Raw genomic sequence first — 14,544 nt, 5'->3', positions numbered from 1 at the left:
GTCAGCCCCCCAGCGTCGCGACCATGACGGCCTTGATGGTGTGCAGGCGGTTCTCGGCCTGGTCGAAGACGATCGAGCGAGGCGACTCGAAGACGCTCTCGGTGATCTCCAGCGCGTCGAGCCCGGTCTTCTCGTAGATCTCCTCGCCGACCTTGGTCTCCCTGTTGTGGAAGGCCGGCAGGCAGTGCATCACCTTGACGCCGTCGTTCCCCGTCGCCTTCACGACCTCGTCGTTGATCTGGTACGGCCTGAGCAGCTTGATCCGCTCGTCCCACACCTGTTTCGGCTCGCCCATCGACACCCACACGTCGGTGTAGAGGAAGTCGACGCCCTTGACGCCCTTGCCGACGTCGTCGGTGATCGTCAGCGTGGCGCCCGTCTGCTTGGCCAGGTCCTTGGCGGGCTTGACGACCATCTCGGTGTCGGGCTGCAGCGCCCTGGGCGCGACGAGCCGTACGTCCATGCCCAGCATCGCCCCCGTGACCAGCAGCGAGTTGCCCATGTTGTTGCGGGCGTCGCCGAGGTAGGCGAAGGAGACGTCGTGCAGCGGCTTGTCGCTGTGCTCCCGCATGGTGAGCATGTCGGCGAGCATCTGGGTGGGGTGCCACTCGTCGGTCAGGCCGTTCCAGACGGGCACGCCCGCGTAGGCGGCCAGTTCCTCGACGTACTCCTGTTCGAAGCCCCTGTACTCGATGCCGTCGAACATCCTGCCCAGCACGCGGGCGGTGTCCTTGACCGACTCCTTGTGGCCCATCTGCGAGCCCGCCGGGTCGAGGTAGGTGACGTGCGCGCCCTGGTCGTGCGCGGCGACCTCGAAGGCGCAGCGGGTGCGGGTCGAGGTCTTCTCGAAGATCAGCGCGATGTTCCTGCCCTTGAGCCGCGGCTGTTCGGTGCCCGCGTACTTGGCCCGCTTGAGCTCGGCGGAGAGCCCGAGCAGGAACCCGAACTCCGCGGGCGTGAAGTCGAGCTCCTTGAGGAAGCTGCGGTTGCGCAGGTTGAAGCTCATGGTCAGATGCCCCCCCTCTCGAGTGGGCAGCTCATGCAGCGGGGCCCGCCCCTGCCGCGGCCCAGCTCGCTGCCGCGGATGGTGATGACCTCGACGCCGTGGTCGCGCAGGAAGTTGTTGGTGGTGGTGTTGCGCTCGTAGGCGACGACCACGCCGGGCTCGATGGCCAGCACGTTGCACCCGTCGTCCCACTGCTCGCGCTCGGCGGCGTAGACGTCCTGGGTCGCGGTGAGGACCTTGATGTCGTCGAGGTCGATCGCCCTGGCGATCGCCCTGTGCATGTCCTCGGGCGGGTGGTCGGTGACCTTGAGCTCCTTCTCGTTGTCACCGGGCTCGATCGTGTAGGAGGGCAGCATCCCCAGGCCCGCGTACTTGACGAACACGCCCACGTCCACATTGGTCATGACCGTGTCGAGGTGCATGAACGCGCGCGCCTTCGGCATGTTGAGCGCGACGATCCTCTTCGCGCCGCCCCTGGCGAACAGGTTGCGCGCGAGCATCTCGACCGCCTGCGGCTGGGTGCGCTCGCTCATCCCGATGAGTACCGCGCCGCGGCCGATGACCAGGACGTCGCCGCCCTCCATGGTGGCGGGCGCGACCTTGGTGCCCGGCATCCACACGTGGAACGAGCCCGCCTGGGTGGCGAAGGTCGGATGGTAGGTGTAGATGGCCTCGAAGTTGATCGTCTCGGCCTGCCTGGCCTTCTTCTTCATCGCGTTGATCGACACCCCGTTGTAGATCCAGCAGGAGGTGTCGCGGGTGAACAGGTGGTTGGGCAGGGGAGGCAGGACGAAGTCCATGTCGTCCAGCACGTGGAAGGCGACGCTCTTCGGGTCGGCGCCGCGCTCCATGATCTCGGACTTGGTGATGCCGCCGGTGAGGAACTGCTGCAGGTCCTTGGAAGGGAGCGAGTCGAGGGTGTTGCGGATGGCGTCGGTGGCCAGCGGGCCGTGCCAGCGCTCGTCCACGACGTGGTCGAGGATGTGCTTGCGCGCCTCGGGGATGTCGAGCGTCTCGCGCAGGAGGTCGGCCAGCATGTGAACCCTGATGCCCCGGTCGCGCAGCGTCCGCTGCCATTCCTCGTGCTCCTCCACCGCGCGCTGCACCCACAGCACGTCGTCGAAGAGGAACTCGTCCTTGTTCGTCGGGGTGAGCCGCTTCAGCGCCAGATCGGGCCGGTGAAGCATCACCTGGGAGAGCCTGCCCACCTCGGAATCGACATGAAAGGTCATAACCTGTGTTCCTTTCCTAGACCTTGGGGCCGTACTCGCCGCGCCGGGCCTTCACCCAGATGTAGACGGGCACGCCGACCAGGAGCATCAGCGTGCCGCCGAGCACGGCCTCGGGGCCGGAGCCGTAGGCCATCCAGAACGCGAACACCAGCGCGATGACGGCGATGACGCTGTCGCGGGCCAGCCGTCCCTTGTGGACCGCCCGTTCGCCCGTCACCAGCCAGAACAGCTGTGCGCATGCGGAGAAGAAGTAGGGGATGACGGTGGTGAAGGAGGCCAGCAGCACGATCGTGTTGAAGGCGTTCGCCGAGGCGTAGGCGACCAGCAGCATCAGAGAGGTCAGGACGCTGCCGACCAGGATGCCGGGGACGGGCGCCCCGCGGCGCGACTCCCTGGCGAAGAAGGCGGGGAACATGCCGTCCCTGGCGGCGGCCTTGGGCATCTCGGCCACCAGCATGGTCCAGCCGTTGAGCGCGCCGATGCCGGAGACGATGGCGCAGAAGGCCATGAGGATCCCGCCCGCCGAGCCGCCGAACATGTTGTTGATCGCGTCGGCGAACGGGGCCGACGACTGCACCAGCGTGGCGTACGGCACGGTGCCCATGACCGCCACGGTGCTCAGCATGTACAGGAAGGCGCAGGCGAGCACGCCGATGACGCTGGCGCGGCCGATGATGCGGACCGGGTCCTTGACCTTCTCGGCGGCGATGGAGACGCTCTCCACGCCCGAGTAGATGAACAGCGCCACCGCGCCGGCCAGCGAGATGGCGCCGAGGGCGCTGTCGTCTGTGGCGTTGAAGGGGCCGAAGTTGGCGCCCTGGACGAAGAACAGGCCGACGACCGCGACGAACAGCAGGGGCGCGAACTTCAGGACCGTGGTGACGAGTTGGAAGGCGGCCATGTTCCTGGCGCCCATCATGTTGACCACCGCGGGGATCCAGAGCCCGACCAGCGCGATGACGATCGCCGCCGTGGCGCCGCCCCAGTCGAGGCCGAAGACCCCCGTGGCCGCGAACTGCACGTACCCGACCCACGCGACGGCGATGGCGGCGTTGCCGATCCACGCCGTCAGCCAGAACGACCAGGCGTTCCAGAAGCCGACGAACTCGCCGAAGGCGTCGCGCGCGTAGGCGTAGGGGCCGCCGCCCGCGGGGATGCGCGCGCCCAGCCTGCCGAAGACCATGGCCATCGCGATGGCGCCGACGGTCACCGCGCCCATCGCGACCAGGCTGACCGTGCCGAAGGCGGCCAGGGCGGCGGGCAGCAGGAAGATCCCGGTGCCGACCACGTTCCCGATGACCAGGGCGATGGCCGCGCCGAGGCCGAGGCTGCGCCCCGGTCCCTCGGTGACACCGGCAGGCTCGGAGCGGACCGTGTCGACGCCGCCGCCGGCCGGATGCCGCGGTCCTCCCATAGCGCCCCCCGACGCCGAAATCCCCCGATGTCCTATGACCTTGGGGGACCTCCCCTTTGCGAGGTGCGCTAAAACGCCCAGCTCAGGCGCATCACGGGCAGGCGGGGGAGGGAGGCGCTCAGGTGCGCGAGTTGCCCGAGAGGAGCAGCACGACGGCGAAGACGGCGAGGCAGACCGCGATGAGCGCGACGGGCCACGCTTCCCAGCGACCCTTGGAGCGCTCGGCGGTGATGCGCTCGGCGGTCACCCGACCGCGGCCGTGCTCGGAGAAGCCGCGCGCCAGCGCGGGCTCCTCCGCGGCGAACTGACGCGCGATGGCGTCGAGGATCTGGCGCTCGCGTGCCGACAGGGACATGCCGGGACCTCCCGAGAAAGACTTGGAGGAGGTTTTATCTCTTTTGTCCGGATTTTCCAAATCGTTCAGCCGGCCTTGGGCGGCTCGGCCCCTGGCCCGCCCCTCGCGGAGCCCGCCACCACCCGTGGGAGCGCACCCCGCGCGTCGTGGCTGGTGGCTGCTGGTAATGTGGCTGCGACCCAACACCCTTTTAAGCCCCGTCCTGTGAGGCGGGAAAGGTGGTGAGCTACACCCATGTCCGAACCCAGGGCCGTTCTCGAAGGCCCGGACATCCACCGGGCGCTGACCCGCATAGCGCACGAGATCCTCGAGCGCACCAAGGGCGCCGACGGCGTCGTCCTCCTCGGCATCCCCACCCGCGGCGCCACTCTCGCGGCCCGGCTCGCCGAGCGCATCGAGCAGTTCGAAGACGTGAAGGTTCCCGTCGGCTCGATCGACATCACCATGTACCGCGACGACCTCAGGCTCAGGCCCGCGCGCCCGCTCGGCCGTACCGACCTGCCGGCCGACGGCATCGACGACAAGCTCGTCGTCCTGGTCGACGACGTCCTCTTCTCCGGACGTTCGGTCCGCGCCGCGCTCGACGCCCTCAACGACCTCGGCAGGCCCACGGCCGTGCAACTGGCCATCCTGGTCGACAGGGGTCACCGCGAACTGCCCATCAGGGCCGACTACGTGGGCAAGAACCTCCCGACCGCCAAGAGCGAGAAGGTCAAGGTCTACCTGGAGGAGACCGACGGGCGCGACGCAGTGGAGTTGATCAAGTGAACAGGCACCTCATCTCGGCGGCCGACCTGACCAAGGACGACGCCCTGCTGATCCTCGACACCGCCGAGGAACTGGCCCGCGTCTCGGAACGCTCCATCAAGAAGCTCCCGACGCTGCGCGGCCGTACGGTGGTCAACCTCTTCTTCGAGGACTCCACCCGCACCCGCATCTCCTTCGAGGCCGCGGCCAAGCGCCTGTCGGCCGACGTCATCAACTTCTCCGCCAAGGGCTCCAGCGTCTCCAAGGGCGAGTCGCTGAAGGACACGGCGCTGACCCTGGAGGCGATGGGCGCCGACGCCGTCGTCATCCGCCACGGCGCCTCAGGCGCGCCGCACCGCCTGGCCAACTGGGTGCGCGGCAGCGTCGTCAACGCGGGCGACGGCACCCACGAGCACCCCACGCAGGCGCTGCTCGACGCCTTCTCGATGCGCCGCCGCCTCGGCTCCCTCGAAGGGCGCAAGGTCACCATCGTCGGCGACGTCCTGCACAGCCGCGTGGCCCGCTCCAACGTGCTGCTGCTGGCCACCCTCGGCGCCGACGTGACGCTGGTCGCGCCGCCGACCCTGGTGCCGGTCTCCGTCGGCACCTGGCCGTGCGAGGTGTCCTACGACCTCGACGCCGTCCTGCCCAAGTCCGACGTCGTCATGATGCTCCGCGTGCAGAAGGAGCGGATGAACGCCGCCTACTTCCCCAGCGAGCGCGAGTACTCCCGCCGCTACGGGCTCGACCGCGACAGGTTCGCGAAGATGCCCGACGAGGCGATCGTCATGCACCCGGGCCCGATGAACAGGGGCATGGAGATCGCGGCCGAGGTGGCCGACTCGCCGCGCTCGACGATCGTCGAGCAGGTCGCCAACGGAGTGACCATCCGCATGGCCGTCCTGTACCTGCTGCTCGGGGGAGAGATCTGATGCTGATCAAGAACGTTCGCATCCTCGGCGGCGACCCCGTCGACATCACGGTGGTCAACGGCCTCATCGCCGAGATCGCCCCGGGCTCCTCGCCGAGCGCCGCGACGTCCGAAGTCGTCGACGGGAGGGGCGCGATCGCGCTGCCCGGCCTGGTCGACCTGCACACCCACCTGCGCGAGCCGGGTCGCGAGGACGCCGAGACCGTGCAGACGGGCACCCAGTCGGCCGCCCGCGGCGGCTACACCGCCGTCCACGCCATGGCCAACACCATGCCCGTCGCCGACACCGCGGGCGTCGTCGAGCAGGTCTGGCGGCTCGGCCAGGAGTTCGGCCACTGCGACGTGCAGCCCGTCGGCGCCGTCACCGTCGGCCTGGAGGGCAGGCAGCTGGCAGAGCTCGGCGCGATGGCCGACTCCGCCGCCCGCGTGCGCGTCTTCTCCGACGACGGCAAGTGCGTCGACGACGCCGTGCTGATGCGCAGGGCCCTGGAGTACGTCAAGGCCTTCGACGGCGTCGTCGCCCAGCACGCCCAGGAGCCCAAGCTCACCAAGGACGCCCAGATGAACGAGGGCGTCATCTCCGGCAGGCTCGGCCTGGCGGGCTGGCCCGCGGTGGCCGAGGAGGCGATCATCGCCCGCGACTGCCTGCTGGCCGCGCACGTCGGCTCGCGCCTGCACGTCTGCCACGTGTCCACGGCGGGCTCGGTCGAGATCATCCGCTGGGCCAAGTCCAAGGGCTGGAACGTCACCGCCGAGGTGACCCCCCACCACCTGCTGCTCACCGACGAACTCGTCGAGAACTCGCCCAACGGCTCCTACAACCCCATCTACAAGGTCAACCCGCCGCTGCGCACCAGCGACGACGTCCACGCCCTGCGCGCGGCACTGGCCGACGGCACCATCGACGTCGTGGCCACCGACCACGCGCCGCACCCGGTCGAGGACAAGGAGACCGAGTGGGCCGCCGCGGCCATGGGCATGGTCGGCCTGGAGACCGCGCTCAGCGTCGTCCAGGAGGCCATGGTCGACACGGGCCTGCTCGACTGGGCGGGCGTGGCCGAGCGCATGTCCGCCGCCCCCGCGCGCATCGGCCGCCTGCCCGGCCACGGCCAGGCGCTCGAGGTCGGCGCCCCCGCCAACATCGTTCTCTACGACCCCACCGCGCGCGCCGAGGTGGACCCCTCCGCCTTCGCCTCCAAGAGCCGCAACACCCCCTACGAGGGCATGACCCTCCCCGGCAGGGTGCTGGCGACGTTCCTGCGCGGCAGGCCAACCGTTCTCGAAGGGAAGCTCGCTTGAGTAACGTCGCCGTCCTCGTACTGGAAGATGGCCGTGTCTTCCACGGAACCTCGTACGGCGCCGAGGGGGAGACGTTCGGCGAGATGGTCTTCAACACCGGCATGACCGGCTACCAGGAGACCCTCACCGACCCGTCCTACCACCGCCAGATCGTCGCGATGACCGCCCCGCACATCGGCAACACGGGCGTCAACGACGAGGACCCCGAGTCCTCGCGCGTCTGGGTCGCGGGCTACGTCGTGCGCGAACCCTCCCGCGTGGTCTCCAACTGGCGGGCGAACCGCTCCCTCGACGACTACCTCAGGGAGCAGGGCGTCGTCGGCATCGCGATCTCCGGCACCCGCGCGCTGACCCGCCACCTGCGGGAGCGCGGCGCCATGCGCGCGGGCATCTTCACCGCTCCGTCCGAGCCGGTCGAGGCCCTCGTCGAGCGCGTACGGCAGCAGCCGCCCATGGAGGGCGCCGACCTGGCCGCCGAGGTGGCCACGGCCGAGCCGTACGTCGTCGAGGCCGTCGGCGAGAAGCGCTTCACCGTCGCGGCCGTCGACCTCGGCATCAAGGGCATGACCCCGCACCGCATGGCCGAGCGCGGCTGCGAGGTGCACGTCCTGCCCGCCACGGCGACCTTCGACGACATCAGAGCCGTCGGCCCCGACGGCGTCTTCTTCTCCAACGGCCCGGGTGACCCCGCCACGGCCGACGTGACGACGCTCAGGCAGGTGCTGGAGTCGGGGATCCCGTTCTTCGGCATCTGCTTCGGCAACCAGCTGTTCGGCAGGGCGCTGGGCCTGCCCACCTACAAGCTCCGCTACGGCCACCGCGGCGTGAACCAGCCGGTCCAGGACGTGCGCACGGGCAAGGTGGAGATCTCGGCGCACAACCACGGCTTCGCGGTGGAGGCCCCGCTGGACGGGCCCTTCGACACGCCGTACGGCCGCGCCGAGGTCAGCCACGTCAACCTCAACGACCGCTGCGTGGAAGGCCTGCGCCTGCTCGACGGGCGCGCCTTCAGCGTGCAGTACCACCCGGAGGCCGCCGCCGGCCCCCACGACGCCGCCTACCTGTTCGACGAGTTCTGTTCGTTGATGGCGGCGTCGTGAAGGCAGGACGCCGCGCAGCGCCCCACTCAACCCATGTTCGACGAGTTCTGTTCGTTGATGGCGGCGTCGTGAAAGCACGACGCCGCGCAGCGCCCACTCAACCCATGTTCGACGAGTTCTGTGAGGTCATGAGCCGTGCCCAAGCGTGAGGACATCAGGTCGATCCTGGTCATCGGCTCGGGACCGATCGTCATCGGGCAGGCGTGCGAGTTCGACTATTCGGGCACCCAGGCCTGCCGCGTGCTGCGGGCAGAGGGCTTCAGGGTGATCCTGGTCAACAGCAACCCTGCCACGATCATGACGGACCCCGAGTTCGCCGACGCCACCTACGTCGAGCCGATCACCCCCGAGTTCGTCGAGAAGATCATCGCAAAGGAGCGGCCCGACGCGCTGCTGCCCACCCTGGGCGGGCAGACCGCGCTCAACACGGCGGTCGCCCTCCACGAGGCGGGCGTCCTGGAGCGCTACGCGGTCGAGCTGATCGGCGCCGACTTCGACGCCATCCAGGCGGGCGAGAACCGCGAGCGGTTCAAGGAGATCGTCGCCAAGGTCGCCCGCGAGCACGGCCTCAACGCCGAGTCCGCCAAGTCGATCATCTGCCACACCATGGACGAGTGCCTGGCCGCCTCGGACGAGCTCGGCTACCCGCTGGTCGTGCGGCCCTCGTTCACGATGGGCGGCGTCGGCTCCGGCTTCGCCTACGACGAGAGCGACCTGCGCCGCATCGCCGGCGCGGGCCTCGACGCCAGCCCCACCACCGAGGTGCTCCTGGAGGAGTCGATCCTCGGCTGGAAGGAGTACGAGCTGGAGGTCATGCGCGACAAGGCCGACAACGTCGTCATCGTCTGCTCCATCGAGAACATCGACCCGATGGGCGTGCACACCGGCGACAGCGTCACCGTGGCCCCCGCGCTGACCCTGACCGACCGCGAGTACCAGAACATGCGTGACGTCGCGATCGCGGTCATCCGCGAGGTCGGCGTCGACACCGGCGGCTGCAACATCCAGTTCGCGGTCAACCCGCGCTCCGGCCGCATGATCGTCATCGAGATGAACCCGCGCGTGTCGCGCTCGTCCGCCCTGGCCTCCAAGGCGACCGGCTTCCCGATCGCCAAGATCGCGGCGAAGCTGGCGATCGGCTACACGCTCGACGAGATCCCGAACGACATCACCAAGGTGACGCCGGCCTCCTTCGAGCCGACCCTCGACTACATCGTGGTCAAGGTGCCGAGGTTCGCCTTCGAGAAGTTCCGCGGCGCCGACCAGACGCTCACCACGCACATGAAGTCGGTGGGCGAGGCCATGGCGATCGGCCGCTCCTTCCCCGAGGCGCTGCAGAAGGCGCTGCGCTCGCTGGAGAAGAAGGGCTCGTCCTTCTCGTGGGCGGGGCCGCTCGAGCCGAAGCGGGAGCTGCTCGACGAGTGCCGCACGCCCCACGACGGCAGGCTGCGCACCATGCAGCAGGCGATCAGGGCGGGCGCGACGGCCGAGGAGCTGTTCGAGGCGACCAGCGTCGACCCGTGGTTCATCGACCAGCTCATGCTGCTGGACGAGGAGGCCCGCGCGCTCGGCGAGGCCGCCGAGCTCACGAGGGAGGCGCTGGAGCGAGCCAAGCACCACGGCTTCTCCGACGCGCAGATCGGCGAGATCCGCGGTATGAGCGAGTCGCGGGTGCGCGACCTGCGCCACGCGCTCGGCCTGCGCCCCGTCTACAACACCGTCGACACGTGCGCGGCCGAGTTCGCCGCCAGGACGCCCTACCTCTACTCGACCCACGACGAGGAGAGCGAGGTCCCTTACGGCGAGCGCCCCAAGGTCCTCATCCTCGGCAGCGGGCCCAACCGCATCGGCCAGGGCATCGAGTTCGACTACGCCTGCGTGCACGCCTCCTTCGAGCTGTCCAGGGCGGGATTCGAGACCGTCATGGTCAACTGCAACCCCGAGACGGTCTCGACCGACTACGACACCTCCGACCGGCTCTACTTCGAGCCGCTCACGCTGGAGGACGTCCTCGAGGTCGTCCACGCCGAGCAGCAGACGGGCCCCGTGGCGGGCGTCATCGTCCAGCTCGGCGGTCAGACGCCGCTGGGGCTCGCGCAGGCGCTGAAGGACGCGGGCGTGCCCGTCGTCGGCACCTCGCCCGAGTCCATCCACCTGGCCGAGGAGCGCGGCGCGTTCGGCCGCGTGCTGGCCGAGGCCGGCCTGCCCGCTCCCAAGCACGGCACGGCGCTGACCGTCACCGAGGCACTGGGCATCGCCGAGGAGATCGGCTACCCGGTCCTCGTCCGGCCCTCCTACGTCCTCGGCGGCGCGGGCATGGCCATCGTCTACGACGACGAGACGCTCGGCACCTACATGGCGGCCCAGGAGGGCGGCCACCCCGTGCTGATCGACAAGTTCCTCGACGAGTCCATCGAGATCGACGTCGACGCGCTGTTCGACGGCGAGGAGCTCTACCTCGGCGGCGTCATGGAGCACATCGAGGAGGCGGGGATCCACTCGGGCGACTCGGCCTGCGCCCTGCCGCCCATCACGCTCGGCGGCAACGACATCAAGCGCATCCGCGCGGCCACCGAGGGCATCGCCAGGGGAGTCGGGGTCCGCGGCCTGCTCAACGTGCAGTACGCCATGTCGGCGGGCGTCCTGTACGTCCTGGAGGCCAACCCACGGGCCAGCCGTACGGTGCCGTTCGTCTCCAAGGCGACGGCGGTGCCGCTGGCGAAGGCGGCGGCCCGCGTCATGATGGGCGCGACCGTGGCCGAGCTGCGGGCGGAGGGCATGCTGCCCGAGACGGGCGACGGCGGCACGCTGCCGCTGGACGCCTCGATCGCGGTCAAGGAGGCGGTGCTCCCGTTCAACCGCTTCCGCGGCGTCGACACCGTGCTCGGCCCCGAGATGCGCTCGACCGGCGAGGTCATGGGCATCGACGAGTTCTTCGGCATCGCCTACGCCAAGTCGCAGGCCGGGGCCTACGGCGAGCTGCCCACCAAGGGCAGGGCCTTCGTCTCCGTCGCCAACAGGGACAAGCGCTCGATGATCTTCCCGGTGCGCGCTCTCGCCGACCTCGGCTTCGAGATTCTCGCCACGGAGGGCACCGCCGAGGTGCTGCGCCGTAACGGAGTCCATGCCAAGATCGTGCGAAAGCAGAGCGAGGGAACGGGACCCGACGGTGAGCCGACGATCGTGCAGCGCATCCTGGACGGTGAGGTGGACCTGATCGTCAACACGCCGTTCGGCAGCCCCGGCCAGTCGGGGCCGCGCCTCGACGGCTACGACATCCGCACCGCCGCCGTCCTGCGCGGCATCCCGTGCATCACGACGGTCCAGGGACTCGCCGCGGCCGCCGCGGGCATCCAGGCCATCGTGCGGGGCGATGTGGGCGTACGGTCCCTTCAGGAACACGCACGAGCCCTGCGGGGGTGATCAGGTCTGGCCGGGACTCCGGTGCAGGTGACTGGCACGGTGCTGACCACGCGCCGGGTCGACGCCTACCATGCGCTGACCGTGGTGGCGCCGGGCGTCGCCGAGCGGTTCCGTCCAGGCCACTTCGTCTCGGTCGCCGTCGGGGGGCCGCGCACCTCGATGGTGACCAGGCGCGCCCTGTCCATCCATGACGTCAAGCCCGACTACGGCGGCACGGTCGAACTCGTCTTCACCGCCTCGGGCCCCGGCACGTCGTGGCTGGCGGAGCGGCGCGCCCGCGACACGCTCGACCTGGTGGGGCCGCTGGGGCGGCCGTTCCCGCTGCCCCGCGACCCCGCGGTCTGCGTGCTCGTCGGCGACGAGTACGGCGCGGCCCCGCTGTTCCCGCTGGCCGACGCGCTGATGGAACGCGGCTGCCGCATCGACTTCGTGCTCGGCGCGGCCTCGGCCGACCGGGTGTTCGGCGCGATGCGGGCCCGCAGGATGTCGGAGACCACCACGCTCACCACCGAGGACGGCTCGCTCGGGCTGCGCGGCAAGGTGACCGACGTGCTGCCGTCGGTCATCGCCGACACGCGCGCCGACGCCATCTACGCCTGCGGGCCGATGGAGTCGCTGCGCCAGGTCACCGCGGTGGCGATCGAGTTCGACATCCCCGTCCAGGTGGCGGTGGAGGAGGCCATGGCCTGCGGCATCGGGATCTGCATGACCTGTGTGCTGCCTGTCATCGGCGACGACGGCGTGACCAGGATGGTGCGCGCCTGCGCCGAGGGTCCTGTCTTCAGGGGGGAACGCGTGCGGTTCGAGGACGTGGGAACGATCCCGTTCGACGCGCTCGGCGCCCCCGGCGGTGGAGCTCGACATGTCGGTTGACATGCGGACGTTCCTGGCGCACGTCGAGCTCGCCAACCCCGTCACCACCGCGGCGGGCTGCGCGGGCTCGGGCCGCGAGCTGGCCCAGTTCTTCGACCTGCACCGCCTCGGCGCGCTGGTCACCCGGTCGATCACGATGGCGCCGAGGGCGGGCAGGCCCACCCCGCGCATGGCCGAGACGCCCTCGGGCATGCTCAACGCCGTGGGTCTCCAGGGGCCTGGCATCGACGCCTTCCTCGAACGCGAGCTGCCGTGGCTGGCCCAGCGCGGCATCAGGACCGTCGTGTCGATCGGCGGCGGCACGGTGGCCGAGTACGCGGCGCTGGCGCGCAGGCTCACCGACGCGCCCGGCGTGACCGCGATCGAGGTCAACCTCGCCTGCCCCAACATCGAGGACCGCGGGCGCGTGTTCGCCCGCGACGGAGGGGCCGCGGCCGAGGTGATCGCGTCGGTGCGCTCGGTCATGCGCTACGACGTGCCCGTCGTCGCCAAGCTGTCACCTGACGTGGCCGACGTCGTGGCCGTCGCCCGCGCCTGCGTCGACGCGGGGGCCGACGCTCTTTCCATGATCAACAACCCGCTCGGCATGACCATCGACATCGACGCGCTCAAGCCGTCGCTCGCCGCGGGCACCGGGGGGCTGTCGGGTCCCGCGATCCTGCCGCTGGCCGTACGGTGCGTCTGGCAGGTCCACGCCGCCATCCCCGGCGTGCCCATCATCGGCGTCGGCGGCGTGATGAGCGGTCACGACGCCCTCCAACTCGTCCTCGCGGGTGCCTGCGTGGTCGGGGTGGGCACGGCGCTGTTCCACGACCCCTACGCCTGCCTGCGCATCGAGCGCGAGCTCGAGGAGCTGTTGCAGGCCAGGGGCTTTCACCGCCTCGCCGACGCCGTCGGCCTGGCACACCGGCCACCGGGCAGCGCCGCCCGGCACCTGCTCGTCGACTCCGAGGAGAGTTCCCTGTGACGCCCGCACCCATCGCCGTCGCCCTGGACGCACCTGACCTGGAGACCGCGGCCCGCTGGGCTTCGCTGGTGACCCCGCACGTGAGCACGGTCAAGGTGGGCCTGGAGCTCTATCTGCGCTACGGGCCCGACGTGATCGCCTCCGTCCAGGGGGCCAGCGGCGTGAAGGTCTTCCTCGACCTGAAGCTCCACGACATCCCGAACACCGTGGCGGGCGCCACGAGGGCCGTGGCGCGGCTCAGGCCGGCCATCCTGACCGTCCACGCCTCCGGGGGCCCCGCGATGATCCAGGCGGCCGTGGAGGCCGCTCCGCACACCGAGATCGCGGCCGTCACCGTGCTCACCTCGCTGTCGGCCGCGGACCTGGCCGCCATCGGGGTCGGGGGCTCGCCCGAGGACGCCGTGCGGCGGCTGGCGGTGATGTCGGTGGAGGCGGGCGCCAAGGCGCTGGTGTGCTCGCCTCGCGAGGTCGCCGGCGTGCGGGCGGCCGTGGGGCCCGGCATCACGCTGATCACCCCCGGGGTGCGGCCCGCCGGAGCCGACAGCCAGGACCAGGCGCGGGTGGCCACGCCCGAGCAGGCTCTCGCCGACGGCGCGGACCTGCTCGTCATCGGCCGCCCGATCACGGGCTCGGCCGACCCCGGCGCGACGGCCGCCTCGATCGCCGCCTCACTCCGTCGCTCATGATCATCTCTGGGTACGGCACGCCGGGTCAAGCCCCCTGTTGATCACCGGTGCCCGCCCGTCCCTCACGCGTGCTCCAGCGGGACTCGGGCGGGCTCTGGAGACGTCGCACCGCGTGGCCCTCAGGGCGCGTAGGCCCCGAAGGGCCCGCCTGCCACGCGAGCCACTCATGACGCGTCCGTCACAGCCGTTTCGGCGCGTCCTGAGCCGCTCAGGCCGTTCCTGACGCGCCGTGCGGGCGATCACGGGAGCGGACGGCGTTGTCCGAAACCCCTGTCCCGCCGCCGAATCCGAGCCTCGGCTGTCCGTAAACCCCCTCCCCGCGCGGGCCTGCGAGGCCTCTCCCGGGCCGGTTTCTGTGATCATGATCGCATTCCTGTCAACCCGGTTGACGAATGGCGAGAAGCGCGAAGTGAGGGCATTTTGATCGGCACAGCGTAGTTATTCGAACACACGGAGTGAAGAAGTGGATTTTATGGTGAGAGAAACGGCGCTTGACGTTGCTAACGACGCC

At 70.2% G+C, this 14,544-nt stretch carries 12 protein-coding genes; 8 read left to right on the top strand and 4 right to left on the bottom strand.

From position 1 onward, the window contains the following. Window position 1: 1 nt before the first annotated feature. From argF to ACFSKW_RS40895, 4 genes are all read right to left on the bottom strand, one after another. Entirely contained in the window at window positions 2-1,006 is a 1,005-nt protein-coding gene (argF, locus tag ACFSKW_RS40910; protein ID WP_379579395.1) for an ornithine carbamoyltransferase, read from the bottom strand. Window positions 1,007-1,008: 2 nt separating this feature from the next. Continuing rightward, complete coding sequence (locus ACFSKW_RS40905; RefSeq protein ID WP_379579393.1) at window positions 1,009-2,238, bottom strand: arginine deiminase; 1,230 nt, start codon at window positions 2,236-2,238, stop codon at window positions 1,009-1,011. Between the two features lie 16 nt (window positions 2,239-2,254). Beyond that, entirely contained in the window at window positions 2,255-3,652 is a 1,398-nt protein-coding gene (locus ACFSKW_RS40900; protein ID WP_379579391.1) for an amino acid permease, read from the bottom strand. Window positions 3,653-3,770: 118 nt separating this feature from the next. Then, entirely contained in the window at window positions 3,771-4,007 is a 237-nt protein-coding gene (locus ACFSKW_RS40895) for a DUF3040 domain-containing protein (protein WP_379579389.1), read from the bottom strand. A gap of 234 nt (window positions 4,008-4,241) precedes the next feature. On the opposite strand from ACFSKW_RS40895, the gene pyrR reads away from it, so the two are divergent. The 8 genes from pyrR to pyrF all read left to right on the top strand — a co-directional run bounded on the left by pyrR (window position 4,242) and on the right by pyrF (window position 14,033). Beyond that, on the top strand, window positions 4,242-4,775 hold the full coding sequence (gene pyrR / locus ACFSKW_RS40890) for a bifunctional pyr operon transcriptional regulator/uracil phosphoribosyltransferase PyrR (protein ID WP_379579387.1): 534 nt from the start codon (window positions 4,242-4,244) through the stop codon (window positions 4,773-4,775). Further along, window positions 4,772-5,686, top strand: coding sequence for an aspartate carbamoyltransferase catalytic subunit (locus ACFSKW_RS40885; RefSeq protein WP_379579385.1), 915 nt, complete (start codon window positions 4,772-4,774; stop codon window positions 5,684-5,686). The genes pyrR and ACFSKW_RS40885 overlap by 4 nt, the downstream gene beginning before the upstream one ends. After that, complete coding sequence (locus ACFSKW_RS40880; protein WP_379579383.1) at window positions 5,686-6,984, top strand: dihydroorotase; 1,299 nt, start codon at window positions 5,686-5,688, stop codon at window positions 6,982-6,984. Before ACFSKW_RS40885 ends, ACFSKW_RS40880 begins: the two co-directional genes overlap by 1 nt. After that, entirely contained in the window at window positions 6,981-8,084 is a 1,104-nt protein-coding gene (gene carA / locus ACFSKW_RS40875) for a glutamine-hydrolyzing carbamoyl-phosphate synthase small subunit (RefSeq protein ID WP_379579381.1), read from the top strand. Before ACFSKW_RS40880 ends, carA begins: the two co-directional genes overlap by 4 nt. A gap of 135 nt (window positions 8,085-8,219) precedes the next feature. Next, the gene (gene carB / locus ACFSKW_RS40870; protein WP_379579379.1) at window positions 8,220-11,507 is read left to right on the top strand and encodes a carbamoyl-phosphate synthase large subunit; all 3,288 of its coding nucleotides are present in this window, start codon (window positions 8,220-8,222) and stop codon (window positions 11,505-11,507) included. Window positions 11,508-11,513: 6 nt separating this feature from the next. Next, window positions 11,514-12,380: a dihydroorotate dehydrogenase electron transfer subunit gene (locus tag ACFSKW_RS40865; protein WP_379580253.1), complete on the top strand. Its 867-nt coding sequence runs from the start codon at window positions 11,514-11,516 to the stop codon at window positions 12,378-12,380. Beyond that, a complete protein-coding gene (locus ACFSKW_RS40860; RefSeq protein WP_379579377.1) occupies window positions 12,370-13,347 on the top strand; it encodes a dihydroorotate dehydrogenase in 978 nt (325 codons plus the stop codon). The genes ACFSKW_RS40865 and ACFSKW_RS40860 overlap by 11 nt, the downstream gene beginning before the upstream one ends. Beyond that, a complete protein-coding gene (gene pyrF, locus ACFSKW_RS40855) occupies window positions 13,344-14,033 on the top strand; it encodes an orotidine-5'-phosphate decarboxylase (RefSeq protein WP_379579375.1) in 690 nt (229 codons plus the stop codon). Before ACFSKW_RS40860 ends, pyrF begins: the two co-directional genes overlap by 4 nt. Window positions 14,034-14,544: the final 511 nt, after the last annotated feature.

The sequence above is a fragment of the Nonomuraea mangrovi genome, assembly GCF_042681425.1.
In the GTDB taxonomy this organism is placed as follows: domain Bacteria; phylum Actinomycetota; class Actinomycetes; order Streptosporangiales; family Streptosporangiaceae; genus Nonomuraea; species Nonomuraea mangrovi.
This window is presented reverse-complemented; position numbering and strand designations above follow the sequence as displayed.